A 24,587-nucleotide genomic window follows, 5' to 3' on the forward strand; every position below is an offset into this window, starting at 1 on the left:
CATCGTCCTGGTGGCCCTGGCCGGCATCACCACCGGGGTGCAGGCCGGCGAGGCCGTACGGGCCGCCCACCACGACGGTCGGCGGCCGGACGCAGCACCGCCGGCGAACGGCGCCTGAGACCTTTCAGGACTCAGTCACGCTCCATCTCCTGGCGGGCCTTGGCCCACAGCCATCCCGCGTAGGCGTGCAGCCCGTCGCCCAGCTTGCGGTTCATCTTCCCGGCGAGGGCGCGGGCGTAGCTGCCCTCCAGAAGGGCGGCCAGGCGGAAGCAGGCCAGGACCTGGTACCACCGGAAGGCGGAGACGTCCCGGCCGGTCGACTCGGCGTAGTACGCGACGAGTTCGGCACGGCCGGGCATTCCGTCCCAGGGCTGGAACTGGGGGTCGCTGCCGGGCGGGTCGTCCTTCTCGCGCCAGGCGGTGAGGATCCAGGCCAGGTCGAGGAGGGGGTCGCCGAGGGAGGCCATCTCCCAGTCGACGATGGCGGCGAGGCGCGGGGCGTCGTGGGCGAACATGACGTTGGCGAACTGCAGGTCGCCGTGGACGATCCCGGTCTCGCCCTGCTTCGGGGTGTGCGCGGCGAGCCAGTCGGCGACGAGGTCCACCTGCGGGTTCTCGGTCTCGCGGTAGGCGGGTTCCGTGCGGTAGCCGTGCAGCATCCTCAGGTACTTGGGGGTCTGCCGCTCCAGCCAGCCCTCCGGCCTGCCGAGGTCGGCCAACCCGTGCGCGGACGGATCCACGGCGGCCAGGCGCGCGGCGCCGTCGACGAGGGCGAAGGCGACCGAGCGCCGCCACTCGGCGTCCTGCGCGTACCGGCCGGGCAGCTGCCCCCGGGGCATGAAGCCGTCGATCTTCTCCAGGACGGAGAAGGGTGCGCCCAGCACCGCGTCCTCCTGCACACTCGCGTACAGGCGCGGATGGGGTACGTCGGTGCCGGCGAGAGCCGTCAGGACGCGGCTCTCGCGCCGGAAGGCGTCGGACGCGCCGGACCGGAGGTGGCGGCCGGGGCGGCGCAGGACGAGCTCGGTGCCGTCGGCCCGGCGGAGGGTGAACAGGAGGTTCTGGGCGCCGCCGGTGAGGGTGTCGAGGGCGGTGACGGGGCCGTCACCGGGAAGGTCGGCGAGGCCGGCCCAGGCGTTGAGGCGGTCGAGGTCGGGCGTGGTGTCGTCGGCGGTGCTTTCCTTCTGCGAGGTCACCGGGTCACCGTCGTCTCGTTCAGGCGGTCCGCGTACTTCGCGCGGGCCGCGGCCAGCCGGGTGGGCAGATGTTCCGAGCCGAACAGCGGGTCGTCCGCCGGGACCGCTTCCTTCAGCAACAGCCGGGCGACGACGTCCTGGTGTGCCTCGGTGGGGCCGTCGGCGACACCGAGGGTGGGACCGGCCTGCCACATCCTGGCCAGCGGCAGCTCGTTGGAGACGCCGAGCGCGCCGTGCAGGTGCAGGGCTCGGTAGGCGACGTCGACGAGCACCTTGGGCGTGGCGACCTTCACCCCGGAGACGTGGAGCCGGGCGCTGCGGGCGTCCGCCGGGTCCCCCGTGTCGTTCGCCCGGTCCATGTGCCAGGCGGCGTGAAGGACCTGAAGGCGGAACTGCTCGATCTGGATCCAGGTGTCGGCCAGTTGGTGGCGCACGGACTGCTGGTCGGCGAGCGGGCCGCCCCGGGTGCGGCGGGAGGCGATCCGCTCGGTCATCATCTCCAGGGCGCGCCGGCACTGGCCGACCGACCGCATGGCGTGGTGCAACCGGCCACCGCCGAGCCGGGTCTGCGCGATCAGGAAGCCAGAGCCGGGCTCGCCGAGCAGGTTCTCGGCCGGTACGCGGCAGCCGGTGAACCGCAGGTAGGCGTGGACGCCCTGGCCGAGCGGCTCGCCGGCCAGGCCCGTGCCGCGCACCATCTCCATGCCCGGAGTGCCGGCCGGGACCAGGATCATGGACGCGCCTTTGTGCACGGGCACGTCCGGGTCGGTGACCACCATGGCGATGACGAAGGCGGCGTGGGGGTAGTTGGAGGCGAACCACTTTTCGCCGTCGATCACCCACTGGTCGCCGTCATGGACCGCGCGGCAGGTGAAACCGCCCGGGTCGGCGCCGCCGGTGGGCTCGGTCATCGCGAAGGTCGAGACGATCCGTCCGTCGAGCAGCGGCTCCAGGTACTCCTTTCGCTGCTCCTCGGTGGCGTAGTGGGCGAGGATCTCCGCGTTGCCCGAGTCGGGGGCCTGGGTGCCGAACACCATCGGGGCCCAGCCCGAACGGCCCAGGATCTCGTTCAGCAGGCCGAGGTTGACCTGACCCATACCCATGCCGCCCAGCGACGGCTGCAGGTGGGCGGCCCACAGCCCCTGGTCTCGCACCCGCCGCTGGAGCGGCCGGACGACTTCGCGGAAGACCTCGCTGCCCCGGTCGTACGGCTCGGCGTTGCCCGGGAACAGCACGTCGAGCGGCTCGATCTCCTCACGGACGAACGCCGCGGCCCAGTCCAGCTTCTCCTGGAACGCGGCATCGGTACTGAAGTCCCACATGACGCACCCACCTCCATCAGAATACGATTCTGAACTTAGCAGAATGCCATTCTCGCGTACAGCTATCACCCTTACCGCCGACGGCAGTCGGGGGCTCGCACGCCTGCAAGGAGGAAGCCGACCAGGTGTTCGGCCTCGACGCGCCCGGGTGCCTCTTCAGTGAACGACCAGTACTGCAAGGCCGCTACGACCCCACCCGCCGTTGTGCGGGCGGCACGCATCGGATCACCCGCACCCAACTCGGCCGCGGGCTGCGCGAACAGCGCGGCGAGGGCGTCCACGAGGGCGACGGTGACGTGCGCGGCACGGGGCGTGTGGCCGGTCGCGTTGGACAGGACGGCCCGGGTCTGCCGGGCCAGATCCTCGTCGGAGGCCTGTCGCAGCACCGCCTCGATCCCGGCGCGCAACCTGGCCTCCGGTCCACCGTCGGCCGCCCGCGCCATCCGGTGGCGCACATAGCCGACGACCGTGCGTGCGCCCCGCTCGACGATGGCCTCGACCAGGGCGTCCTTGCTTGCGAAGAAGCGGTAGAAGGCGTCGTTGGACAGACCGGCCGCGGCCACGATGTCGGCCACGCGCGGGCGCCGCCCGGGGGCCGCCACCATGAGCGCCAGCCCGGCGTCCAGCAGCGCCAGAGCAGCCTCGTCACCCGTGGCTTCTTCCGGCTCCCCAACTCGGCCGGGCGCAGCCGGTCGGACCGGCCGGGATGAGTCGGTCTCGGATTTCACAGGCGCACACCGTCCGGGAAGTGGGCGATCGGAGCGCAGACCAGCGGCGTCAGCGAAGGACCGTCCCGCCGTCGACGTTCACGACCTGCCCGTTGATCCACTCGCCTTCGTCGGAGAGCAGGTAGGCCACCATGCCTGCGATGTCCTCGGCCCGGCCATGACGTGTGCTGCGGGTCCGGGCGAGCATGCTCCGCAACATCTCCGGGGGTGCGCCCCGTTCGATGTCGGCGGTCAGGACGAGTCCCGGTGCGACCGCGTTGGCCCGAATGCCGTCCCGTCCCCAGCGCGAGGCCACGTGGCGGGTGAGCGCGTTGATGCCCGCCTTGGTCGCGGCGTACGCCGGCCGCTTGGCATCACCCGTGAACGAGGCGATGGAGGAGGTGTAGACGATTGCGCCTCCGCCGCGGGCGAGGAGCGCGGGCACGGCGTGACGGGAGACCAGCATGTGACCGCGCAGGTTGACGGCGACGGTGCGGTCCCAGATCGCGAGGTCCATGTCGACGACATCGGTGTCCTTCTGGACCGCGCCCATGTCCCCGGCGTTGACATGCACGGCGTCCAGACCGCCATAGGTTCGCAGCGCGGCCTCGACCAGGTGCTCGACCGACCTGTCGTCGGATATGTCGAACTCCACCGCGACCGCCTCGCCGCCCCCTGCACGGATGACGCCGGCCGTCTCCTCGGCCCCGTCCGCATTCAGATCGCCGACGACGATCCTGGCCCCCTCCCCCGCCAGCCTGCGCGCCGAGGCGGCACCCAGCCCGGTGGCCGCACCCGCCACCAGGACGACCTTGCCCTTCAGACCTCGCACGATGTCCGCCTCCGCTCTCCTGGACGCCCCTGAGCAGGCGAGTGCCTGAACTTTCCGCGAACGCCCATCATCACAATGCGGGAATGCTGTTCTACGATGACGAGAATACTAATCTCGCAGCGGAGTGCGCCAGGGAACGAGCGGCTTCGGGCACTTCAACAGGACGGGAATGGGATGGGGTACGCAGACGCGCTGTTCGACCTGACCGGCCGGGTGGTCCTCGTCACCGGCGGCAGCCGGGGGCTCGGACGCGCCATGGCGTTCGCGGCGGCACACTGCGGAGCCGACGTCGTCGTCGCCAGCCGGACATACGACGCCTGCGCCGCGGTGAGTGCGGAGATCCAGAAGGAGACAGGGCGTGCGGCACTGCCGTACGCCGTACACGTGGGCCGCTGGGACGAACTGCCCGGTCTGGTCGACGCGGTCCACGAGCGGTTCGGCAGGATCGACGTACTGGTCAACAACGCGGGCATGTCCCCCGTGTACGAGGAGCTGGGCCAGGTCACGGAGAAGATGTTCGACTCGGTGCTGGGCCTCAACCTCAAGGGTCCCTTCCGCCTGTCCGTGCTGGCCGGGAAGTGCATGGCCGAGGCCGGCGGCGGTGCGATCGTCAACGTCAGCTCCACCGGTTCGATCCGGCCGCGCCCGGCGATCGTGCCGTACGCGGCCGCCAAGGCCGGGCTGAACGCGGTGACCGTGGGTCTGGCACAGGCGCTCGGGCCGACGGTGCGGGTCAACACGCTGATGTGCGGCCCGTTCGCCACGTGGGCCACCCGGGGCTGGCAGGAGAACCCTGAGCAGCTCGCCGAGGGGGTGCGCCCGCACGCGCTGCAACGTGTCGGCGCCCCCGACGAAGTGGTGGGCGCCGCTCTGTACCTGATGTCGGACGCCTCGTCGTACACCAGTGGGGCGACGCTGCGGGTGGACGGCGGGATGCCGTAGCGGCCCCCCTGAGCCCGGGCGGCTGCTAAGCCGTGTCGTCATGCTCCCCGAGGCGAGGCGGCGGGCCGTACGACGGCTGGTGCCCGGCGATCCGGAACGGGCTTGCGACCAGGCGGTGTTCGCCGGCCCGCACGACCGCGTCGGGAAATTCGACGAGTGCCTGGGGCAGCGTGCGTACGGCGGCGGCGGGAACGCCGAGCGGGCGCAGCCGGCGTTCCCAGCTCACCGCGAAGTCGGCGGCCAGCGCCTTCGTCACCGCGGCCACCACTTCTTCGCGGCGGGCCGCGCGCTCGGCCATCGTCAAGTAGCCCTCGATGCCGGCCTCCGCGGCGAAGGAGCGCCAGAAGCCGTCGTGGGTGATGAAGAGAGCCAGGTGTCCCTCGGCGGTGGGGAAGAGCTGGGCGGGGACGTAGTGGGCGTGGGCACCTCCCAGGCGGCGCGGAGCCTTGCCGTCGTTGAGCCAGGCCGCGGCGTGGTAGTTCAGCTGCGAGAGCATCACGTCGCGCAGCGACACCTCGATCTGGCCGCCGCGTCCGGAGACGATCTGGGCCAGCAGGCCCAGCGCGGCCGCCATTCCGGCCGAGTTGTCGACCGAGGAGTAGCCGGGCAGCGCGGGCGGGCCGTCCGGGTCGCCCGTCATGGCCGCGATGCCGGTGGCCGCCTGGACGACGTAGTCGAAGGCGGGCATGTCGCCCGCGTCCATGCCCCAGCCGGTGAGGGCCACGCACACCAGCCGCTCGTTGTAGGGCTTCAGGGCCTCGTAGGTCAGGCCGAAGCGCTCGATGGCGGACGGCTTGAGGTTGACCAGCAGGGCGTCGGCGTCGCGCACCAGCTCGTGCAGGCGGTCCTGGCCGGCGGGGGCGCTCAGGTCCACGCGGACCGAGCGCTTGTTCCGGTTGAGGCTGGCGAAGTAGGCGTCGGAGACCTGCCGGGACAGGTCGCCGCAGGGCGGTTCGACCTTGGTGACCCGGGCGCCCAGGTCGGCGAGCAGCATGGTGGCGTACGGGCCGGCCAGGATGTGGCCGACCTCCAGCACGCGCAGGCCGGCCAGCGGGCCGTTCACCGCAGGTCCGCCGCGATCGCGGCCACCGCGTCACGGGTGCGCAGTTTCGAGGCGACCAGTTCGTCCCGCCCGTTCCCCAGGGGCAGCAGCCGCACCGACAGATCCGTCACGCCCGCGTCCGCGAACCGCCTGAAGCGGGCCCTGATGGCCGCCTCGTCACCCGCCGCGCACAGGTCACCGACGTCGCGGGCGTCGCCGTACTCCAGCAGGCGCTGGTAGTTGGGGGACACCTCGGCCTCGCCGAGGATGCGGTTGGCGCGCTCGCGCGCGGCGTCGACCTCGTGCGGTGCGCACAGACACACCGGGATTCCCGCGACGATGCGGGGTGCCGGACGGCCCGCGGTCTCGGCAGCCTTGGTGATCGTCGGGGCGACGTGCTCGGCGACCGACCGCTCGTCCGCCATCCACAGGACCGTGCCGTCGGTGTACTCCCCCGCGATGCGCAGCATCACCGGGCCGAGCGCGGCCATCAGGACCGGCAGGGGGGCGACAGGAGCGATGGTGAGCGGGTTGTGGACGCGGAAGAAGTCGTTCTCGACGTCCACCGAACCACCCCCGGACAGCGCCGAGTCGAGTACTTCCAGGTAGGCACGGGTGTACGCCGCGGGCTTCTCGTACGGCAGGCCCAGCATGTCGCGGACGATCCAGTGGTGGGAGGCACCGACGCCGAGCGTGAGCCGTCCGCCCGCCGCAGCCTGCGCGGACACGGCCTGACGGGCCAGCGCGATGGGGTGCTGGGCGTGGACGGGGACGACGGCCGTGCCCAGTTCGACGCGCTCGGTGGCCTGACCCATGAGGGCGACGGCGGTCAGGGCGTCGAAGTCGGTCGGCACCTGTGGCACCCACACGGTGTCGAACCCGGCCTCCTCAGCCCACCGGGCGTCGTCGACCATGCGGGCGGCTTTGTGGGCGGCGTCGCCCCGTTCGGGGCCGCTCATCACTCCGACTCGCATGTCAGTCCTCCGGGGCTGTCAGGGCGCGGATGTCCGCGACGATCGCGTCGAGCGGGGTACCCGTGGGGTACACCCCGGCGGCTCCGGCCTCCCGCAGCCGCGCCACGTCCGAGGCCGGGATGGTGCCGCCGACCACGACGGGGATGTCGTCGCCGCCTGCGGCGCGCAGCGCCTGGACCGTGCGGCGGGTGAGGGCGAGATGGGCGCCGGAAAGGATGGACAGGCCGACCAGGGCGACGTCCTCCTGCACGGCGGTGGCGGCGATGTCGTCCACGCGGTGCCGGATGCCGGTGAACACCACCTCGAAGCCGGCGTCACGCAGCCCGCGGGCGACCAGTTTGGCGCCACGGTCATGTCCGTCGAGCCCGGGCTTGGCGACGAGAACGCGCACAGGTGTGGTCATCAGAACACCACCGGCTGCCGGAACTCGCCCCACACCGCGCGCAGAGCGTCGGCCATCTCGCCGACCGTGCAGTAGGCGCCCGCGCACGCGACGAGCGGATCCATCAGGTTCGTGTCTCCTTCGGCGGCGCGCCGCAGATCGTCGAGACGGGCGCGCACCTCAGCCGCGCTGCGCTCGGCCTTGACCCGTGCGAGCCGCTTGAGCTGGCGCTCTCGGCCCTCGGCGTCGAGTTCGTAGGTGGCGAGGTCGGGCGGGGGCTCGTCCACGGTGAACCGGTTGACGCCGACGACGGGCCGCTCGCCGGAGGCGGTCTCCTGGTGCAGCCGCCACGCCTCGTCGGCGATCAGCCCTTGGAGGTAGCCGTCCTCGATGCAGCGGACCATGCCGCCGTGCGCTTCCAGATCGGCCATGATCTCGACGATGCGCTCCTCGGTGGCGTCGGTGAGGGCCTCCACGAAGTACGAGCCGCCCAGCGGGTCGGCGACCTTGGTCACACCCGTCTCGTGGGCGAGCACCTGCTGGGTGCGCAGGGCGAGCGTCGTGGACTCCTCGCTCGGCAGGGCGAACGGCTCGTCCCAGGCGGCGGTGAACATCGATTGCACGCCGCCGAGCACGGAGGCGAGCGCCTCGTAGGCGACGCGTACGGTGTTGTTGCGGGCCTGCGGGGCGTAGAGGGAGGCTCCGCCGGCCACGACTCCGAAGCGGAACATGCACGCCTTGTCGGTGGTCGCACCGAACCGCTCGCGCACGATGGTCGCCCAGCGCCTGCGCCCCGCACGGTACTTGGCGACCTCCTCGAAGAAGTCGCCGTGCGTGTAGAAGAAGAAGGAGACCTGCGGGGCGAACTGGTCGATGGTCATCCGGCCGCGTTCCAGGACGGTCTCGCAGTACGTGACCCCGTCGGCGAGCGTGAACGCCATCTCCTGTACGGCGTTGGCGCCCGCGTCGCGGAAGTGCGCCCCCGCGACGGAGATCGCGTTGAAGCGGGGCACCTGCTCGGCGCAGAACTCGATCGTGTCCGCGATGAGCCTGAGCGACGGCTCGGGGGGCCAGATCCAGGTGCCGCGCGAGGCGTACTCCTTGAGGATGTCGTTCTGGATGGTGCCGGTGAGTTTCGCGCGGGGGATGCCGCGCTTCTCGGCCGCGGCGACGTAGAAGGCGAGCAGGATGGCGGCGGTGCCGTTGATGGTGAAACTGGTGCTGATCCGATCCAGCGGGAGGGTGTTGAAGAGGATCTCGGCGTCGGCGAGGGTGTCCAGCGCGACTCCGACCCGGCCCACCTCGTCCGTGTACTCCGGGTCGTCGGAGTCGTAGCCGCACTGGGTGGGCAGGTCGAGCGCCACCGACAGGCCCGTACCGCCCTGGTCGAGGAGGTAGCGGTAGCGGCGGTTGGACTCCTCGGCGGTGCCGAAACCGGAGTACTGGCGCAGGGTCCAGGTGCGGCCCCGGTAGCCGGTGGGGTAGTTGCCGCGCGTGAAGGGGAAGGTGCCCGGGTCGGGGGGGTCGGCGCGGAGGTCCGTGGGGCCGTACACCGGGTTGAGCGGGATGCCGGAGGGAGTGCGGAAGTCCTGGGTCATGTCAGTTGGTCCTTCATCACCTTTCCGGTGGCGTTCAGCGGCAGCTGCGTGCGGAACGCGACGTGGCGGGGCACCTTGAAGCCGGCCATCCGCTCGCGCGCCCAGGCGATCAGCTCGGCCTCCGTGATCCCGGCGAATTCGGCGCGCGGGACGACGAAGGCCTTGCCGACCTGGCCGAGCCGCTCGTCGGGCACGCCGATGACGGCGGCCTGGGCGACCGCCGGGTGCCTCAGCAGAAAGCCCTCGATCTCGGCGGGGTAGGCGTTGAAGCCGCCGACGACGAACATGTCCTTCTTGCGGCCTACGATCCGCAGTCGGCCCTCGGAGTCCAGTGCGCCGAGGTCGCCGGTGTGCAGCCAGCCATCGGCGTCCACGGCCTCGGCGGTGGCCTCGGGGTCGTCGAGGTAGCCGCGCATGACGGAGTAGCCGCGCACGAGCACCTCCTGGTCCTCGGCGACGCGCACCTCGAAGCCCTCGCACGGTTTGCCCACGGTCGTGGCGACGGCCTCGTAGGGGTCGCCGGGCCGGGACGCGGTGACGGTGCCGGCCTCGGTGAGGCCGTAGCCGGTCATGAGGTGCGTGAACGGCAGTTCGGTGGTGATGCGCCGGACCAGCTCGACCGGGATGTCCGCCGCACCGGTCACCGCGACCCGCAGGGAGGACAGGTCGCGACCCGCGCCGGCCTCCAGCAGGGCGTGGTACAGGGTCGGCGGTCCCGGCAGGACGGTCACCCGCTCCTTCTCCACGAGGTCCAGCACCCGGTCCACGTCGAAGACGGCCACCGGGAGGACGGTCGCGCCCCGGATCATCGACGCGACCAGGCCCGCCTTGTAGCCGAAGATGTGGAAGAACGGGTTGACGATCAGGTACCGGTCGCCCTGCCGGAGCTGGGCGAGATCGCACCACTCGGTGTACAGGCGCAGGGTCTGGCCGTGCGTCGTCATCACGCCCTTGGGCCGCCCTGTGGTCCCGGAGGTGAAGACGATGTCCGCCAGGTCGTCCTCGTCGGCCTTGGGGTCAAGAGGATCGCCGGAGTCGAGGAAACCGGAGGCTTTCAGGTCGATGACCGGAACGCCGGGCGGGCCGGTGAACTCCCGGTCCAGGAAGCCGTTCTGTACGAGCAGCACCTTGGCGCCGCTGCGTACGACGATGTCGTGGGCCTCCTCGTCGAGGAAGCGGGTGTTCACCGGCACCAGCACCCCGCCGGCCGTGAGCAGTCCGAAGGCGGCGACGATCCACTCGGCCGAGTTGGGCGCCCACAGGGCCACCCGGTCGCCCGGGCCGACGCCCGCCGAGGCGAACGCCCCGGCGGTGCGCCGGACCCGGTCGGCCAGGTCGCGGAAGGTGAGGCGCACTTCGCCGTCTACGACCGCCTCGGCGTCGCCGAACCGGTCCGCCGTGCTCAGCACCAGTTCGGGGATGGTGCGGGCGGTGGTCATGCGTCGATCAGCCGGGCCAGATTGCCGCCCATGACCTTGGCCTTGTCCTCCTCGGACAGCTTCGGGAGGTGGTCGACGTAGGTGACGGGGTCGGCGAGGCCCTCGGGGTGGGGGTAGTCGGAGCCGAACAGGACGCGCTCGATGCCGATGAGGTCGCCGAGTTCCGCCATGTCCTCCTCCCAGAAGGGGCTGATGTGGATGTGCCGCCTGAAGACGTCCACCGGGTTCTCCCGGAACTCGTGGGGCATCTTCTTATGGACGTCGGCGAGCCTGCTCAGCAGGGGCTCCACCCACGAGGCGCCGTTCTCGATGACGGCGACCTTCAGCTCGGGGAAGCGGGACAGCGCGCCGTGGCAGATCAGTGAGGAGACGGCGTCCTCGATCGGCCGCCACTCGTTGACCTGCCGAAAGGCGTTGGGCTTGAAGGGCAGGAACTCGCGCCGCCGGCCCTCCCAGTCGTTGGCATAGTTCGAGTAGCCGCTGTCGGAGGAGTGGAAGGCGACAAGCACGCCGGTCTCCACCACCCGCTTCCAGAACGGGTCGAACTCGGGCAGTGCGAAGGACCGGGTGCCGCCGAAGCCGGGGACCGGCGCAGGGCGGATGAGGATGGCGCGGGCACCGCGCTCCACGACCCAGTCCAGTTCCTCGATCGCCTTGTCGACGATCGGGAGGGTGATGACGGGGACGGTGAAGATGCGGTCCTTGTAGGTGAAGCCCCAGGTGTCGTGCAGCCATTGGTTGAGGGAGTGGACGACGACGTGGATCAGCTCCGGGTCGTCCTTCATCCGCTCCTCGACGAGGCTCGCCAGCGTCGGGAACATCAGGCTGCGCTGGATGCCGAGCTCGTTCATGAGCTCCAGGCGCGGGGCCGGTTCGCGGAAGGCCGGGATGGAGCGCATGGGCTCGCCGAAGATCTCCCGGCGGGTCTTGCCGTCGGGGTTGCCGACCCGGAAGTACTCCTCCATCGCGCCGGGGCGGGCGACGACCTCGAAGGTGGGGTTCGGGATGTACTCGCTGATCTGCCCGCGTATCGCGATCTTGGTGCGACCGCCGACGTTCACGTACTGGATGGCGCCCTGGTACTCCTCGGGGAGGTACTTGGTGAGCGCTTCCTGCGTCTCGTAGAGGTGGTTGTCCGCGTCGAACAGCGGATACGCGAGTTCACGAGAGGGCATGAGATCCTCCTTCACCGTTTGCGAGAATCGTATTCTCGCATCGAGGGAGTGGCAATGTGCTTGCGAAGGACGAACTTCTTCACCTTGCCGCTCGGGGTGCGCGGGAAGTCCTCGACCTTGTGGACCACCTCGGGCCACTTCTGCCGGGCCAGGCCCGCGCGGCCGAAGTGCAGGCGCACCTCGGCGAGGCTCGGCGCCGACCAGCCGGGCAGCATGCGCAGGACGGCGGCGGCCCGCTCCCCCAGGCGCGGGTCCGGCACGGCCACCACGGCCGCCTCCGCCACACCGCCCAGCCCCAGCAGGACCTCCTCGACCTCCAGGGCGCTGATGTTCTCCCCGCCCCGGATGATGACGTCGGCCTTGCGGTCGGTGACGGTCAGCCAGCCGTCGGCGTCGAGCACGCCTATGTCGCCGGTGCGGTACCAGCCGTCGGCGTCGAAGGCGGCGGCGGTGAGCTCCGGGTCGGTGTAACCGAGGCAGAGGTCGGGGCCGCGAGTGAGGATCTCACCGTCCTCGGCGAGCCGGACCTCCGCGCCGGGCAACGGGAGGCCGTCGGTGTGCAGGCGTTTGGCGGCGGGGCCGTCGTACGGGGTGCAGGTCACCGAAGGGTGCTCGGTGGAGCCGTAGGCCCGGAAGACGGTGACGCCGAGGGACTCCAGCCGGTTCGTCACGGCGGAGGCGATGGAGGCACCCCCCAGTCCGGCGTACTTCAGCCGCGCCACGTGCTCCTCGGTGCAGTCGGGGTGGTCGAGCAGACTGGTCATGTAGTACGTCGCGCCGCCGCCGACGGTGAGCCCCTCGGCTCGCATGAGCGCGAGCGCCCGGGCCGGGTCCCAGGAGTCGCCGAGGTTGACCGGGGTGCCGTCGAGGACCGGGATGAGGAACGCGTTGATCATGCCGATGAAGTGGCCGACCGGCGCCACTGTGAACTGCCGTCCCCGGTCCGGGGGATAGCTCGCGGCCAGCTGCCGGGTCTCGAAGCCGAGAGTGCGATGGCTGTGGATGACGCCCTTGGGGTCCCGGGTGGTGCCGGAAGTGAAGGCGACGAGGGCGGGGGTGTCCGGGTCCACCGACAGGACACCGGCCAGCGGCTCGTCGGCGAGCAGCTCGTCGAAGTCCCGCCCGACGACGCCGACGACCGGCACCTCGGCACACAGGTCCGGTCGGAACTCCGTCCGCCCGAAGCGCTCGGCGGCGAAGAAGGCCTTCGGGCGGGTGGCCTCGACGATGTAGCGGACCTCCTTGGGCCCGTAGAAGTGGACCACCGGGACGACGACGGCACCGAGGAAGGCCGAGGCCCAGAACACGGCCGCCGCCTCCGTCCAGTTGGGCAGCTGCATGACCACCACGTCGCCCGGGCCCACGCCACGCGCCCGCAGACCTGCGGCCAGCCGCCGCGCCGTACGCTCCACGTCGGCGAACGTACCCTTCCAGGGCCGCACCTCGGAGTGCACGCGGAACTCCACGTCCCCGGACCTGCCCAGCCCGGCCGCCAGCAGGTCGCCCAGGGTCTCCCCGGTCCACCAGCCCTCGGACTCGTAGCGCGCCGCGAGTCCGGGCGGGATCGACCGCAGGGCGCCGGGGGGAATCGTCGTCATGCCGGATACTCCTCCCTCGTATGGAGAATTGCACTCTCGCACAGCGAGAAGGTAAGTTCCATACATGGCACGGGACCATGGCTTCCATCCGGTGCGGATCACCCGGGTCGTCGACGAGACACCGGACACCCGCACCTTCACCCTCGACCGCGCGCTTCCCCTACCGGGCCGGGCAGTTCCTGACCTTCAAGGTGTGCGGGACACTGCGGAGCTACTCGATGTCCTCCTCGCCCGACACGGAAGGGGAGGTGTGTGTCACGGTCAAGCGCGTGCCGGGCGGGCTGGTCTCCGGCTGGATGCACGAGCGGCTGAGGCCCGGCGACTCGCTGGAGGCCACCCTGCCCGGCGGTTCGTTCTGCCTGCGCGGGGACGCAGGCGACCGGCCTCTCGTCGCGTACGCCGGCGGCAGCGGCATCACTCCGGTGTTCTCGCTGGTCAAGAGCACGCTGGCGACGACGGGCCGTGACGTCGGACTGCTGACCGCACATCAGAGCGCCGGGGCGGCCATCTTCCGCCAGGCGCTGGACGCCCTCGCCGCGCGCCACCCCGGCCGGCTTGACCTGCGCCATCACTTCGACGACCGGGACGGGCTGGTCACCCCGGCGGAGATACGGGCCCTGGCCGACGAGGGGGCGGACTTCTACGTCTGCGGGCCGGAGCCGTTCATGGCCCTGGTCGAGCAGACCCTGACCGCCCACCGGATCGCTCCCGAGCGGATCCTGGTCGAGCGGTTCACCCCGACGGCACCCGTGGAGGCGGCCGAGGAGGCGCCCGCCGGGCCTTCGGAGCCCGTCGCCGGGACCGTCACCGTCGACCTGCGCGGCGAGCGTCGTACCGTGCCGCAACGGCCCGGCGAGACGCTGCTGCAGAGCGCCCGCCGGGCCGGCTTCACGCCGCCGTTCTCCTGCGAATCCGGGGACTGCGCCACCTGCATGGCCCGGCTGACCGACGGCGAGGCCAAGATGCGGGTGAACAACGCCCTGGACGCCGACGAGGTCGCCGAGGGCCATGTGCTCACCTGCCAGGCCGAGCCGACGACCCCCGACGTGACCGTCGTGTACGAGGACTGACCCGGCAGCATCCGCATCCGCATCCGCCCGACGACCGACGGAAGGCCGCACATGGTTGAGCTGGAGCTGGAGGACGGCCTGGCGGTCGTCACCATCGATCGTCCGCACGCCCGCAATGCCATCGACCCGCACACCATGGGCGAGCTGGAAAAGGCGCTGGAAGCGGCTGAGGGCGCGCGGGCCCTGGCGGTGACCGGGTCGGGCGAGAAGGCGTTCGTCTCCGGCGGCGACCTGAAGGAACTCGCTCGGCTCCGCACCGAGGGCGAGGCTTCGGACATGGCGCTGCGGATGCGGGCGCTGTGCGACCGGATCGCCGCGTTCCCCGGACCGGTGGTGGCAGCGCTCAACGGGCACGCGCTGGGCGGCGGCGCCGAGGTCGCGGTGGCTGCCGACATCCGCGTCGCCGCCGACGACATCCGGATCGGGTTCAACCAGACCAAGCTCGCCATCGTGCCCGCATGGGGCGGTGCCGAGCGGCTGGCGCGGCTGGTGGGGCCCGGTCGGGCACTGCTGCTGGCCGGCACCGGGCGGGTCCTGGAGGCTGCCGAGGCCGAGCGGCTCGGGCTGGTCGATCTGGTCCTGCCCCGCACGCAGTTCGCCGACCGCTGGCGGGAGGTGGCCCACTCCCTCGCCACCCCGCAGGCCCGCGAGATCAAGAACCTCACCACCCGGACCCGTCCTGCACGCGAGGCCGCCGAGGCATTCGCCCGGCTGTGGGTGTCCGAGGAGCACTGGGAAGCAGCGGAGAAGGTGATGTCCCGTGGTAAGTGAAGTACGCGTCGACGAGGGGCCGTTCGGGCCGGAGGTCCGCCCCGAGGGCACAGCCGTGGCACAGACGGTGCTGTATCTGCATGGCGATCCGCGGCTCGCGGGCACTCCGCAGGACGCACTGCCGACCGCCCGGGAACTGGCCCGGCTCACCGGGTACGCGGTCGTCTGCGCCCGCTACCGGCCTCGCTTCCCGCAAGCCTTGGAGGACGTGTGGGCGGCTTGGGAACACTGCCACGCCGGCGGTCCGGCCACGGTGGCGGGCAAACGGCTCGGCGGGTCCCTCGCCGCCGGCCTGCTGCTGCGGCTGCGCGACGCGGGCGCGACGTTGCCGACCTGCGCGGTGCTCGCCTCACCGATACTGGACTTCACGCTGGACTCGCCCAGCCTGCTGCTCAACGCAGCCGCCGACCGCACCGTGGACGCGGAAGCGCTGCCGGTCCGGGCGGCCACGTACGCGGGGACGACCCCGCGCGACCATCCGCTGCTCAGCCCGCTGCACGGCAATCTCCACGGCCTGCCGCCGCTGCAACTGCACGCGGCCGGCACAGAGGTGCTGCTCGACGACACGCTGTCCTTCGCGACCCGGGCGGCGCACTCCGGCGTCGCGGTGGACATGCGGATCCACGAGGACTCCGCCGCGCAGGGCCTACGGCAGCTGGAGGCGACGGCGCAGTTCCTGCGGGCCTGGTGCCCGGACGGGGCGGTCATGCCGCGCCGCGGATGAACTCCGCGGCGCGCCACGCCTTCGCGGCCCGACGAGCACACGCTGACGGCATGGATGCCGCAACAGCCGCTGTCGAGCGCCGAGCGGGCGAGATGATGGCCGGTGACCCCTCGGAGAGGGCGGCGAGGGACCCAGCATGACCACGGTGTCGGGCCGTTCCAGGTCAGCGCGCGACTTGAGGAAGGCCATCGCGTCGTAGGCCGGGCCGGCCGGCGGGTCCGGAGGGTAAGCAGCAGCCACGCGCGGTGCGGACCTGGGAGGCCGGGTGGCCAGGTTTCGGTGGGCGCCGGACGGAGCGTCGGGACGGAACCGCCCCACCAGGCAGCGGAGTTCGCGCAGCCAGACACCGACGTGCGGACGGTCCAGTCGTACCACCACGCCGACGGCACGCAGCACCTGTCCGGTATGACGAGGCCCGTGGAACCGGAACCGTCAGGGAGGTGAACGGTCTCCAGCCCCGGCGCCGGCGAGGGAGAGCCGGGCCGTGGTTGGCGGCCCGGCGACAATCACCCCTACCGTGCAGCGAGTCCTGACCCCCACCACGGGACCCGGTCACCGACGTCGTTGGCGGCGAAGAAGTCCCTGACAGCGGTCTTCTCACTCGCGTCTGGCTGATCGTTGACGCAGTCCGCTCCTCCCCAGGCGCCCGACATCACCTTGGAGCAGGGGCTGCCCGGGCCCAGGTCGGGAAGCGACAGAATGTGACCCAGTTCGTGGACGACGATGCGGGAAGGCTTGTACAACTGGGCGTCCCCGACCTCCAGGTACACCCAGCCGCGTCCCGCGCCTTTGATGTTGACGTGGGATTGGACACCCCTGGCCGTCTTGTACTCCATGACCCGCAGCGCCGCCGGAGTGTCCTGCTCGACGAGCTTGATCGTCGGGACGGCTGTGTTCCAGATCGCGATCGCCTCGCGGGCCGCGTCGGTATAGGAGCCGGCCAGCAGCAGGTCGATCGGGATGACCTCCGGTGCGGGTTCGGCCGCGCCGGCCGGTGTGCTGACACCCAACAGGGCGCCACATGTGAGGACCGCGGTCGATAACAGGTTCAGCCTTCGGGCCACGGAATTCGCCTCCACTGCATTGACGGATGTGAACGCACGCCAGTGCCGACCTGCCTGACGCGCTCTCAGTTGGGGTAGTCGTTCTCGCGCAGGTGCTGCACCAGCGCCGCGTGATTCTCGGGCCCGCCCGTCCAGCGCGTGATCCGCAGGTACGGGCGCCGGTCGGCGTCGCCCGCCTCGGCGAGCAGCACGCGGACCTGGTGGCTCGAGAGCCGTGCGGCCGGCACGCCGCTCTCGGCCACGGAGCCCGCGGCGACGTAGTCGTACATCACGGTCCTTTGTGGGCGCGCGAGGCCTCGACGGTGCCGCGCCGTCCCCTCCTCGGCTTTCCGTGCGGAGCCGGCCCGGTGGTTTCGGCGGGGTCAGGAGCCCGCTGTGTCGTCGCGGTACACCCGGCCCCCCTTCATGACGAAGCACACCTTCCCGGTGACGGACAGGTCGGTGAGCGGGTCGCCGGGCACGGCGATGACGTCGGCGAGGAGTCCGGGGGCGATTCGGCCCCGGTCGTCGGCGTCGATCAGTTCGGCGGCGACGGTGGTCGCGGCGCGCAGGGCGTCGACCGGTCGCATGCCCCGGTCGGCGAGGGCGAGGAGTTCCATGACGCCCTTGCCGTGCGGAATGGCGGGGGCGTCGGTGCCGAGGGCGACCTTGACCCCGCGCCGGATCGCGCGGGCGGTGGACTCGCGGGCACGTGGGAAGACGTCGGCGGCCTTCGCCCGGAGCGCCGGGTCCGCGTGCGCGGTGTCCATGCCCTCGGTGAGCGAGGTGGTGGCCACCAGGAAGGTGCCGCGCTCGACCATCAGGTCGAGGGTGGCGTCACTGGCCAGGAAGCCGTGCTCGATGCAGTCGATGCCGGCCTCCAGGGCGGCCCGGATCGCCGAGTCGCCCATGCAGTGCGCGGCGACCTTCAGCCCCGCGCGGTGTGCCTCGTCGACGATGGCGCACAGTTCCTCGTCGGAGTATTGCTGCGCACCGGCGGGGCCGGTGTGCGACATGACGCCGTTGGAGGCGCACACCTTGATGACCCGTGCCCCGTACTTGATCTGGTGGCGCACCGCCTTGCGCACCTCCGCCACCCCGTTGGCGATGCCCTCCTCCACGGTGAGCGGGAGCACGCCCGGCGCGAATGCCTGGAACATGGTCGGATCCAGGTGCCCGCCGGTCGGGGCGATCGCGTGCCCGGCGGGCACCACCCTCGGGCCCTCGACCCAGCCCAGGTCGATCGCCTTCTTCAGCGCGACGTCCAGCAGCACTCCCCCGGTCTGCACGAACAGGCCGAGGTTGCGCACGGTGGTGTAGCCGCGGCTCAGGGTGCGGCGGGCGTTGGCGGCGGCCCGCAGGGTCCGTACGGCCGGGTCCTCCTGGACCGGGATCAGCGGGCTGCGGTGGTCCGGACCGCCGAGGAAGAGGTTGACTTCCATGTCCATCAGGCCCGGCAGCAGGGTGACGTCCCCGAGGTCGCGGACGACCGCGCCCTCGGACAGCCGGGTGGGCTGGATCTCGGCGATGTGCTCGCCCACCACCAGCACCTGGCCCGGCTCCACGATCTCGCCCTTGTCGACGTCCAGCAGTCGCGCCGCCCGCAGCAGCACGGGCGGGTGCGGCGCCTTTTCCCTGGTGGCCGTCACTCGTTTCCGGGCGGTCATCACACGGCGGGTTCGATGACGGCGTCGATACTGGACGGGCCGCTGTCCGGGACCCTCGGCTGGCCCCACGCCTCCACCGGGAAGGCGACGGTCACCAGTGCGCAGAACGCCCACAGCAGGTGCTTGTCCTCTTCGCTGATCCCGTCGAGGCGGAGGTTCTCCAGATAATCGGTGTTCTGCTGGAGGAGTGGATACGCCACGTCGTAGAAGGCCTGAAGCTCCTCCATGGTGCTGCTGACGCGTTTGGCGTAGCGGGCCCGCTCGCCGCGGACCGCCCAGTCCGCGAACGGCTCCAGCGCGGCGAAGTCGGGGGGAAAGACGTTGCCCATGTCTAAGGTCTCCGTGTCTGTTCGGCGGGCGTCTTCGGGCGGAGGGCGTCTCAGGAGGTGGGTGCCGGGGCGTTGCGCTGCTGGTACTCGCGCACGTAGCTCTGCGTGGTGTTGTGCAGATGGCGGAGCAGGACCTCCTGGTCGCAGAGCGGGAACTGGTCCACCGTCCGCGACTCCAGCATCGTCTGGGTCGCTTCCAGGGTGTTGCCGTCCTGGAGGCCGTACTCCTTGAAGGTCACGGCGGCGAGTTCCTGCTGGAGCCGCTGGAAGCCGTTCTCCGGCGGAACGAAGTAGCAGGTCCCCTCGAAGATGTGGGTGTTGTACGACGTCGGCCAGTAGTGGTACGTCAGCACCCAGTTGGGCCGCCAGATCAGCAGCATGAAGTTCGGGAAGAACACGAACGAGTCCATGCCCCAGACCTCGTTGCGCGTCGGGTTGATCGCCGGCGGCAGCTCCTCGGTCGTCATGCCGATGTCGGGGGCGTCCCACGGCCCGAACAGGCCGCTGCGCAGCACGCGTTCGATGGGCTTGACCATGGCCTTCTCCTTGGGGGGCGCGATACCGCCCCACGAGGAGACCATGCTGTGCGGGCCGTCTATGTCGTACGACAGCGCCTCGTAGCCGTACTTCTTGATCTTGGCGGCCTCGCCGGACTCGTACTGGCCGGCATGGAGGATCGGCGCGTGGTAGAACTCGGCGAACGCGTCGATGAACAGCTTCCAGTTGCTGCCGATCTCGGCGCGGTACTTGTGCACCTGGGTCAGTTTGTGGAACGGGTAGCCGTCGATGCCCTGGGCGAACTTGCCGAGGTAGGTCTTGAGGGGCGTGGTGTTCTCCGGGTCGAGGTTGACGAAGATGAACCCCTCCCACACCTCCGTCTGTACCTGCATCAGCCCGTACTTCGACGTGTCGATGCCGAAGAACTCGGACTCCTGCTGGACGAAGGTGAGCTTGCCCTCCAGGTCGTAGCGCCAGGCGTGGTACTTGCAGGTGAAGGCCCGGCAGGTGCCCTTGGTCTCCTCGCGCGGGTAGTCGTCCCACACGAGCTTGTTGCCGCGGTGGCGGCACACGTTGTGGAAGGCGCGCACCTCGCCGTCCGTGCCGCGGACCACGACGACGGAGGCCCGCGCGGCGTCCAGCTCTTTGGTGAAGTAGCTTCCCTTGCGCGGGAGTTGCTCGACGCGCCCGACGTTCAGCCAGGTCCGGCGGAAGATGGCGTCCCGTTCCAGCTCGTAGAACTCCGGCGAGATCGAGTCCGCGTAGGAGACGGGCCCGGTGTCGATCTTGAAGTGCTCGGTCCAACTGCCCTCGGAGGGCTTGGGGAAGTGCGCCATGGGTCGGAACCTCCGCTCAGGGGTGACCCGGACACGATAACAACAGTCTCTATAATGGAGAATAGCGTTTCCGAATCTGCCTAACGACTGCTGCCGCATATGTTGATGTCATTCTGTCGGGTCGCTACGGTGGTGGCGTCCCGGACGGCCTCGATGGCGACGGTCCTGGACGGCCGCGTCCACGCCCAGCCTCCCTCGTGTTCCCGAGGACCCGAGGACGGATCAGCTCATCACGGTCAGGCCCTGCCCCGTGCCGGGTCGGAGACGGAGAGCGCGGATGTACGACGGCGAATGGCGGCGGGCCGCGGGCGCCGCTCGGGCGGAGGTTCTCGGCGACGACGGCACACGTCTGCCTCCGGGTGATCCCGTACCCGCCGAGTTCCATGACTACTTGGTATCCATGGCGTGGGGCGCGTGGGCGCGCGGCGGGCCCTTGAGTCACCGCGACCGCAGCCTGCTGGTGCTGGCCATGTCCGCGGCGCTCGGGCGGATGGACGAGTTCCGTCTTCATCTCGGTGCCGGGCCGCGCGCAGGGGTCACCGACGCCGAGGTCGACGAGCTGCTGTTCCAGATCGCCGCCTACTGCGGCGCCCCGGCCGGGAACTCCGCCCGCACCGCCGTCCGCGAGGTCCGCGGCGCCCGGGAGGGGGAGTGACGGGCCGGCCGGCCGTGGTCGGCTGCGTCGGGCTGGGCGCCATGGGCGGCGTGCTGGCGTCGAACCTGGTCCGGGCCGGGTTCGAGGTGGTGGCGTACGACGCCGCCGGTCCTGCGCGGACCCCACTGGGGGCCCGTTGGGCGCCGGGCCCGGCGGACGTGGCGCGGGCAGCGGCAACCGTGGTGCTCAGCCTGCCGGACGGAGAGGTCTGCCAGGAGGTGGTACGGGACCTCGGTGCCGCTCGGGACCGGCAGGTCACCCATGTCGTGGACACATCCACAGTGGGGGTGGCGGCCGCCCGCGTGCTGTCCGCGATGGGGCTGGCGTACGTGGACGCGCCCGTGTCGGGCGGGGTGGCAGGGGCGCGTCGGCGCACCCTGATGGTCATGTACGCCGGGACGGACGAGGACTGCGCCCGGGTGGAGCCGGTCCTGGCCGGGCTGAGCGACCGGCGGCGCAGGGTCGGCGACCGGCCCGGGCAGGCACAGGCGCTGAAGCTGGCCAACAACTTCCTGTCCGCGACCGCGCTCGCCGCGACCAGCGAAGCCGTCGCCTTCGGGCGAGCTGCCGGGCTGGACCCGACCGTGATGCTGGAGGTACTCAACGCCTCCAGCGGACGCAGCGGTGCCAGTGCGGACAAGTTCCCCAGCGAGGTGCTCACAGGTCGCTACGCCGCCGGGTTCAGCAACACGCTGATGGCAAAGGACGTCCGGCTCTATCTGGACGAGGTGCGGCGGCTGAGCAGTTCCCTGACCTTGGGGGCGGTGACGGGCTCGGTGTGGGAGGCGTTCACGGCCGCGGAACCCGACGCCGACTTCACCCGCATCTACCCCTTCGTCGCAGGGGATTGACCCTCCGTGGCAGTCGTGCCGGTGCCGAGGAGCACCGCCATGGCCTCCCGGACGATCTGCGGATAGCGCTCCGCCTCCGGGTCCACGAGCCAGAGCTGGTGGACGCCTTCGATCAGCGCCAGCACGGCGGCCGCGGCGGTCGGCGCGCTCAGTCCGCTGGGCACACGCTCCCCGTACCGTTCGATCAAACTCTCGACAAGGTGGTCCTGCATGGAGCGGCACCGCTGCCGGACGAAACCGGCGGCGGGTTCCTGACCGGTGACTGCCTCGGCCAGCACCACGCTGTACACGGTGGCGAGCGACGGACGGCTCTGTTCGAAGGCGACGGTCTCGGCGAAGTCGCCGGCCCAGTCCTCGCCGACCCGCCGTCCTGCCAGGTTTGCCCGGGCGAGCTCCTCACGGAAACTGAGGATCTCCAGCAGTAATCGCTTCTTGCTGGGGAAGTAGTGCAGGACGCCCTGACGCGTGAGGCCGGCCCGCTCGGCCACCGCGTCGATCGAGGTGCCCCTGAAGCCGTGGGCGGCCATGACCTCCAGCGCGGCCTCCAGAATCTGCTCACGCCGGTCAGACACCATGTCCTGCCCCTTCCTGCGGTGGAGAGGTGCTCGCACACAGTACGCACGGGCGCGGCCCGGGGGCGAGAGTGCGTTCGTCTTCTTCCCCTCACCGTCCCATCGCGGCGAGAGCGGCCAGGGCGGCCCCCCGGAGTACCGCCCCGTCGCGTAAGCCGGCCCTGTCCGCGATCTCGGCGAAGAGGCGCACGTCCTTGGCGAGCAGGCTCCCCGCGTGGGAAGCGATGCGGTCCAGGCCGCCGCCGGCGTCGGCGACCCGGTCCAGCGCGAAGCTGGCCGCGCTGGAGCGTGACAGCACGCGGCTCAGCGAGGCTCGGTCGAGACCGAGGGTGGTCCCCAGCCCGAGCACGTCCGCGGCGAGCCCCAGGTGGGCCGTGAACAGCAGGTTGTGAGGATCTTCGCCAGTTGGCCGGAGCCGGTCGGGCCGAGGTGGACGACGGGCTCACCGTAGGTGGTGAACACCGGGCGGCAGTAGGCGAAGACCTGCGGGTCCCCGCCCGCCATGACGACCAGGGAGCCCTGGTCGGCCGCCCGGCCGCCCCCGCTGACCGGCGCGTCCACGAGAGAGACGCCGCATGTGCGGGCCGACGTCTCCAGGCGACGGCAGGTCTCGGGGTGCACCGTAAAATGGACGGCGATCACTCCGCCCCGGCGCAGCCCGGCGAGAACCCCGTCCGGTCCGGTGACCACCTGCTCGACATCGGCGTCATCGACGACGCACAGACACACCAGGTCGCCGGTCATGGCCAGTTCGGCGGGCGAGGAGACCATCTTGGCACCGCTGTCCGCGAACGGAATCAGCGTGGCGGGTCTGCGGGCCCACAGGGTCGTCTCGTGTCCGGCGGCGATGATGCGGCGTGCCATGGGCGCGCCCTGACTGCCCAGTCCGATGAATCCCACGCGCAGCGGAGGTCTGCTCATGCAGTCCTCCGGGGGCGCCAGAACGCGGCGAGCAGTCCGGCGGTCGCCACCACGCCCAGTCCCAGTACGACACCGGCGCCCGCCCACCCCGTGACCGCGGTGCCGGCCGCCGTGTCCACCGAGTACTCCCCCGGGCCCCAGGCGCCGAGCGCGAGGGAGAGCACGGCCAGGACGAGGACGTATTCCCAGCCTTCCTTGAAGACGAAGAACCCGTGCGGCCGGTGGGCGAGCAGCCCGGCGACCAGCATGACCGACAGCACCGCCGCGCACGCCAGCGGCGTGAGCAGTCCGAGCAGCAGGAGCGCACCCGCGCCGATCTCGGTGACCACACTGAGCCATGCCTGCAGCCGCGGCCGGGTCAGCCCCAGGCCGGCGAACCAGCGCGCGGTGCCGGTGATGCCGCCCCCGCCCCGCCAGTGGTTCCAGCCGTGCGCCACCATGACCGCGCCCAGCACGAGCCGGACCACCAGCAGCGCGGCGTCGAAAGGATCACCCATCGCGCCGCCCCCGTTCCGTGGGCAGCGCGGGCACGCCGAGCGCGCACTCCTCGACGAAGGCCAGGACGTGCAGGTGGTAGGCGAGGGCCGTCCGCCCGACGCTGGTGTTGTGGCCCGCGCCCGCCTGTTCGTGGAGCACCACGCGAGGTGAGCCGGTGAACAGCGAGGCGAGGTCCGACAGGCCCTCCGGCCCGTTGATCCACACCTGCTCGTGCTCGGCGAGGGTGATGTGGACCGGCACCGCGACGCGCGCCGCGAGCCGCATCAGGTCCTCCTGCCAGCCCTCCCGGTGTCCCTCGTAGGCGGGCGAGGCCGCACCGATGCGCTGTCCGCCGTGGACATCGGGCGGGTAGGCCTGCGGCGGGTACCACAGCGCGTGGCGCAGGCTGGGCCGGGTGCGGGTCGGGTCGCTCCGCCACTCCTCCATCGCCCGCACGGCCCGGGGGTGGTGCACCCGGCCCATGCCGGCCAGCTCCACGCCCAGCAGTTCCCCGGCCCGCGGGTCGTTTGCCATGTGCAGCGCGAGTTCGGAGCCCGCCGAGTGTGCCCACAGGAACACGCCCACACCGCGTTCACGGTCCTTCAGCAGCGCCTCGACGGCCTCGTACGCGAAGTCGGTGCGCTGGTCGGGCGTGCGCATGTGGTCGTCGTGCCCGGCGGAACTGCCGTAGCCGGGCCGGTCCGGGGCGAGGACGGTGAAGCCGGCCGCGGCGGCGGTGCGCAGGAGGGAGAGCCTCGGGTGCCCTGGGTGGTCGAAGTAGGCGGAAGTGGTGGCGCCGCCGTGCAGGGCCACGATCACGGCCTGGGGTCGCGGTACCTCGGCCACCAGTGCGGAGGCGGGGACGCCGTGCACGTCGACGACCTGCCGGCGTACGGCGGTGGCGAGTTCGGGTTCGAGTGAGGTCATGCCATGATCCTGACCGGCACGGTCCCGCACGTCATGGTC

The 24,587-nt window shown here is 71.2% G+C and carries 27 protein-coding genes; 6 read left to right on the forward strand and 21 right to left on the reverse strand.

Features of this window, described 5'->3' with window-relative positions:
• Positions 1–131: 131 nt before the first annotated feature.
• The 4 genes from QF032_RS04725 to QF032_RS04740 form a co-directional block, all read right to left on the reverse strand.
• Positions 132–1,196 (reverse strand): phosphotransferase family protein, encoded by a 1,065-nt coding sequence (locus QF032_RS04725; RefSeq protein WP_307055024.1) that lies wholly within the window; start codon positions 1,194–1,196, stop codon positions 132–134.
• Complete coding sequence (locus QF032_RS04730) at positions 1,193–2,518, reverse strand: acyl-CoA dehydrogenase family protein (RefSeq protein ID WP_307055026.1); 1,326 nt, start codon at positions 2,516–2,518, stop codon at positions 1,193–1,195. Before QF032_RS04730 ends, QF032_RS04725 begins: the two co-directional genes overlap by 4 nt.
• A 71-nt stretch (positions 2,519–2,589) precedes the next feature.
• Positions 2,590–3,246, reverse strand: a complete 657-nt coding sequence (locus QF032_RS04735; protein WP_307040294.1) for a TetR/AcrR family transcriptional regulator — start codon at positions 3,244–3,246, stop codon at positions 2,590–2,592.
• Between the two features lie 49 nt (positions 3,247–3,295).
• Positions 3,296–4,057, reverse strand: a complete 762-nt coding sequence (locus tag QF032_RS04740) for an SDR family NAD(P)-dependent oxidoreductase (protein WP_307055027.1) — start codon at positions 4,055–4,057, stop codon at positions 3,296–3,298.
• Positions 4,058–4,231: 174 nt separating this feature from the next.
• On the opposite strand from QF032_RS04740, the gene QF032_RS04745 reads away from it, so the two are divergent.
• Complete coding sequence (locus QF032_RS04745; protein ID WP_307055029.1) at positions 4,232–4,999, forward strand: SDR family NAD(P)-dependent oxidoreductase; 768 nt, start codon at positions 4,232–4,234, stop codon at positions 4,997–4,999.
• A gap of 25 nt (positions 5,000–5,024) precedes the next feature.
• Here QF032_RS04745 and QF032_RS04750 read toward each other — a convergent pair whose 3' ends face one another.
• Genes QF032_RS04750 through QF032_RS04780 form a run of 7 tightly spaced genes read right to left on the reverse strand, consistent with a single transcriptional unit; the run spans position 5,025 to position 13,207 of the window.
• Entirely contained in the window at positions 5,025–6,062 is a 1,038-nt protein-coding gene (locus QF032_RS04750) for a CaiB/BaiF CoA transferase family protein (protein ID WP_307055031.1), read from the reverse strand.
• A complete protein-coding gene (locus QF032_RS04755) occupies positions 6,059–7,015 on the reverse strand; it encodes a TIGR03564 family F420-dependent LLM class oxidoreductase (RefSeq protein ID WP_307055034.1) in 957 nt (318 codons plus the stop codon). The genes QF032_RS04750 and QF032_RS04755 overlap by 4 nt, the downstream gene beginning before the upstream one ends.
• A 1-nt stretch (position 7,016) precedes the next feature.
• Entirely contained in the window at positions 7,017–7,418 is a 402-nt protein-coding gene (locus tag QF032_RS04760; protein WP_306954210.1) for a cobalamin B12-binding domain-containing protein, read from the reverse strand.
• Positions 7,418–8,995, reverse strand: coding sequence for a methylmalonyl-CoA mutase family protein (locus QF032_RS04765; protein ID WP_307040304.1), 1,578 nt, complete (start codon positions 8,993–8,995; stop codon positions 7,418–7,420). The genes QF032_RS04760 and QF032_RS04765 overlap by 1 nt, the downstream gene beginning before the upstream one ends.
• The gene (locus tag QF032_RS04770) at positions 8,992–10,434 is read right to left on the reverse strand and encodes a FadD3 family acyl-CoA ligase (protein ID WP_307055036.1); all 1,443 of its coding nucleotides are present in this window, start codon (positions 10,432–10,434) and stop codon (positions 8,992–8,994) included. Before QF032_RS04770 ends, QF032_RS04765 begins: the two co-directional genes overlap by 4 nt.
• Entirely contained in the window at positions 10,431–11,609 is a 1,179-nt protein-coding gene (locus tag QF032_RS04775) for an amidohydrolase family protein (protein ID WP_307040308.1), read from the reverse strand. The genes QF032_RS04770 and QF032_RS04775 overlap by 4 nt, the downstream gene beginning before the upstream one ends.
• 11 nt (positions 11,610–11,620) lie before the next feature.
• Positions 11,621–13,207, reverse strand: a complete 1,587-nt coding sequence (locus QF032_RS04780) for an AMP-binding protein (RefSeq protein WP_307040310.1) — start codon at positions 13,205–13,207, stop codon at positions 11,621–11,623.
• 77 nt (positions 13,208–13,284) lie between these two features.
• On the opposite strand from QF032_RS04780, the gene QF032_RS04785 reads away from it, so the two are divergent.
• From QF032_RS04785 to QF032_RS04795, 3 genes are read left to right on the forward strand one after another with little or no spacing between them, the layout of a single operon-like run.
• Positions 13,285–14,277: a ferredoxin--NADP reductase gene (locus QF032_RS04785; RefSeq protein WP_307055037.1), complete on the forward strand. Its 993-nt coding sequence runs from the start codon at positions 13,285–13,287 to the stop codon at positions 14,275–14,277.
• Between the two features lie 51 nt (positions 14,278–14,328).
• On the forward strand, positions 14,329–15,048 hold the full coding sequence (locus QF032_RS04790) for an enoyl-CoA hydratase/isomerase family protein (protein WP_107447301.1): 720 nt from the start codon (positions 14,329–14,331) through the stop codon (positions 15,046–15,048).
• Complete coding sequence (locus tag QF032_RS04795; RefSeq protein ID WP_307040315.1) at positions 15,038–15,772, forward strand: alpha/beta hydrolase fold domain-containing protein; 735 nt, start codon at positions 15,038–15,040, stop codon at positions 15,770–15,772. The genes QF032_RS04790 and QF032_RS04795 overlap by 11 nt, the downstream gene beginning before the upstream one ends.
• A gap of 512 nt (positions 15,773–16,284) precedes the next feature.
• On the opposite strand, the gene QF032_RS04800 is transcribed toward QF032_RS04795, so the two are convergent.
• The 5 genes from QF032_RS04800 to QF032_RS04820 form a co-directional block, all read right to left on the reverse strand.
• On the reverse strand, positions 16,285–16,836 hold the full coding sequence (locus tag QF032_RS04800) for a snapalysin family zinc-dependent metalloprotease (protein ID WP_037678982.1): 552 nt from the start codon (positions 16,834–16,836) through the stop codon (positions 16,285–16,287).
• Positions 16,837–16,901: 65 nt separating this feature from the next.
• Positions 16,902–17,105 (reverse strand): hypothetical protein, encoded by a 204-nt coding sequence (locus tag QF032_RS04805; RefSeq protein WP_307055039.1) that lies wholly within the window; start codon positions 17,103–17,105, stop codon positions 16,902–16,904.
• A gap of 93 nt (positions 17,106–17,198) precedes the next feature.
• Positions 17,199–18,464: a metal-dependent hydrolase family protein gene (locus tag QF032_RS04810; RefSeq protein ID WP_307040319.1), complete on the reverse strand. Its 1,266-nt coding sequence runs from the start codon at positions 18,462–18,464 to the stop codon at positions 17,199–17,201.
• A gap of 17 nt (positions 18,465–18,481) precedes the next feature.
• On the reverse strand, positions 18,482–18,811 hold the full coding sequence (locus tag QF032_RS04815) for a hypothetical protein (RefSeq protein WP_307040321.1): 330 nt from the start codon (positions 18,809–18,811) through the stop codon (positions 18,482–18,484).
• A gap of 50 nt (positions 18,812–18,861) precedes the next feature.
• Complete coding sequence (locus QF032_RS04820; protein WP_307055041.1) at positions 18,862–20,145, reverse strand: aromatic ring-hydroxylating oxygenase subunit alpha; 1,284 nt, start codon at positions 20,143–20,145, stop codon at positions 18,862–18,864.
• A gap of 277 nt (positions 20,146–20,422) precedes the next feature.
• Here QF032_RS04820 and QF032_RS04825 point away from each other — a divergent pair, with 277 nt between their 5' ends.
• Both QF032_RS04825 and QF032_RS04830 read left to right on the forward strand, forming a co-directional pair.
• Positions 20,423–20,800: a carboxymuconolactone decarboxylase family protein gene (locus QF032_RS04825; RefSeq protein ID WP_142165638.1), complete on the forward strand. Its 378-nt coding sequence runs from the start codon at positions 20,423–20,425 to the stop codon at positions 20,798–20,800.
• The gene (locus QF032_RS04830) at positions 20,797–21,651 is read left to right on the forward strand and encodes an NAD(P)-dependent oxidoreductase (RefSeq protein WP_307055042.1); all 855 of its coding nucleotides are present in this window, start codon (positions 20,797–20,799) and stop codon (positions 21,649–21,651) included. Before QF032_RS04825 ends, QF032_RS04830 begins: the two co-directional genes overlap by 4 nt.
• On the opposite strand, the gene QF032_RS04835 is transcribed toward QF032_RS04830, so the two are convergent.
• The 5 genes from QF032_RS04835 to QF032_RS04855 all read right to left on the reverse strand — a co-directional run bounded on the left by QF032_RS04835 (position 21,627) and on the right by QF032_RS04855 (position 24,548).
• Entirely contained in the window at positions 21,627–22,226 is a 600-nt protein-coding gene (locus QF032_RS04835; protein ID WP_307040325.1) for a TetR/AcrR family transcriptional regulator, read from the reverse strand. The genes QF032_RS04830 and QF032_RS04835 overlap by 25 nt on opposite strands.
• 88 nt (positions 22,227–22,314) lie before the next feature.
• The gene (locus QF032_RS04840) at positions 22,315–22,521 is read right to left on the reverse strand and encodes a hypothetical protein (RefSeq protein WP_373430293.1); all 207 of its coding nucleotides are present in this window, start codon (positions 22,519–22,521) and stop codon (positions 22,315–22,317) included.
• Between the two features lie 5 nt (positions 22,522–22,526).
• Positions 22,527–23,144 (reverse strand): NAD(P)-dependent oxidoreductase, encoded by a 618-nt coding sequence (locus QF032_RS04845; protein WP_307055045.1) that lies wholly within the window; start codon positions 23,142–23,144, stop codon positions 22,527–22,529.
• Positions 23,141–23,641, reverse strand: a complete 501-nt coding sequence (locus tag QF032_RS04850) for a DoxX family protein (RefSeq protein ID WP_307055048.1) — start codon at positions 23,639–23,641, stop codon at positions 23,141–23,143. The genes QF032_RS04845 and QF032_RS04850 overlap by 4 nt, the downstream gene beginning before the upstream one ends.
• Positions 23,634–24,548 carry an alpha/beta hydrolase gene (locus QF032_RS04855; protein ID WP_307040333.1) on the reverse strand — a complete coding sequence of 305 codons (915 nt, stop codon included), beginning with the start codon at positions 24,546–24,548 and terminating at the stop codon, positions 23,634–23,636. The genes QF032_RS04850 and QF032_RS04855 overlap by 8 nt, the downstream gene beginning before the upstream one ends.
• Positions 24,549–24,587: the final 39 nt, after the last annotated feature.

This window comes from Streptomyces achromogenes, assembly GCF_030816715.1.
GTDB lineage: Bacteria > Actinomycetota > Actinomycetes > Streptomycetales > Streptomycetaceae > Streptomyces > Streptomyces achromogenes_A.

Coding starts and splice junctions, on each gene's coding strand:
- QF032_RS04730 (WP_307055026.1), bottom strand. CDS start 2,518: ATGTGGGACTTCAGTACCGATGCCGCGTTCCAGGAGAAGCTGGACTGG.
- QF032_RS04745 (WP_307055029.1), top strand. CDS start 4,232: ATGGGGTACGCAGACGCGCTGTTCGACCTGACCGGCCGGGTGGTCCTC.
- QF032_RS04755 (WP_307055034.1), bottom strand. CDS start 7,015: ATGCGAGTCGGAGTGATGAGCGGCCCCGAACGGGGCGACGCCGCCCAC.
- QF032_RS04760 (WP_306954210.1), bottom strand. CDS start 7,418: ATGACCACACCTGTGCGCGTTCTCGTCGCCAAGCCCGGGCTCGACGGA.
- QF032_RS04765 (WP_307040304.1), bottom strand. CDS start 8,995: ATGACCCAGGACTTCCGCACTCCCTCCGGCATCCCGCTCAACCCGGTG.
- QF032_RS04770 (WP_307055036.1), bottom strand. CDS start 10,434: ATGACCACCGCCCGCACCATCCCCGAACTGGTGCTGAGCACGGCGGAC.
- QF032_RS04775 (WP_307040308.1), bottom strand. CDS start 11,609: ATGCCCTCTCGTGAACTCGCGTATCCGCTGTTCGACGCGGACAACCAC.
- QF032_RS04780 (WP_307040310.1), bottom strand. CDS start 13,207: ATGACGACGATTCCCCCCGGCGCCCTGCGGTCGATCCCGCCCGGACTC.
- QF032_RS04785 (WP_307055037.1), top strand. CDS start 13,285: ATGGCTTCCATCCGGTGCGGATCACCCGGGTCGTCGACGAGACACCGG.
- QF032_RS04790 (WP_107447301.1), top strand. CDS start 14,329: ATGGTTGAGCTGGAGCTGGAGGACGGCCTGGCGGTCGTCACCATCGAT.
- QF032_RS04805 (WP_307055039.1), bottom strand. CDS start 17,105: ATGTACGACTACGTCGCCGCGGGCTCCGTGGCCGAGAGCGGCGTGCCG.
- QF032_RS04815 (WP_307040321.1), bottom strand. CDS start 18,811: ATGGGCAACGTCTTTCCCCCCGACTTCGCCGCGCTGGAGCCGTTCGCG.
- QF032_RS04820 (WP_307055041.1), bottom strand. CDS start 20,145: ATGGCGCACTTCCCCAAGCCCTCCGAGGGCAGTTGGACCGAGCACTTC.
- QF032_RS04825 (WP_142165638.1), top strand. CDS start 20,423: ATGTACGACGGCGAATGGCGGCGGGCCGCGGGCGCCGCTCGGGCGGAG.
- QF032_RS04835 (WP_307040325.1), bottom strand. CDS start 22,226: ATGGTGTCTGACCGGCGTGAGCAGATTCTGGAGGCCGCGCTGGAGGTC.
- QF032_RS04845 (WP_307055045.1), bottom strand. CDS start 23,144: ATGAGCAGACCTCCGCTGCGCGTGGGATTCATCGGACTGGGCAGTCAG.
- QF032_RS04850 (WP_307055048.1), bottom strand. CDS start 23,641: ATGGGTGATCCTTTCGACGCCGCGCTGCTGGTGGTCCGGCTCGTGCTG.
- QF032_RS04855 (WP_307040333.1), bottom strand. CDS start 24,548: ATGACCTCACTCGAACCCGAACTCGCCACCGCCGTACGCCGGCAGGTC.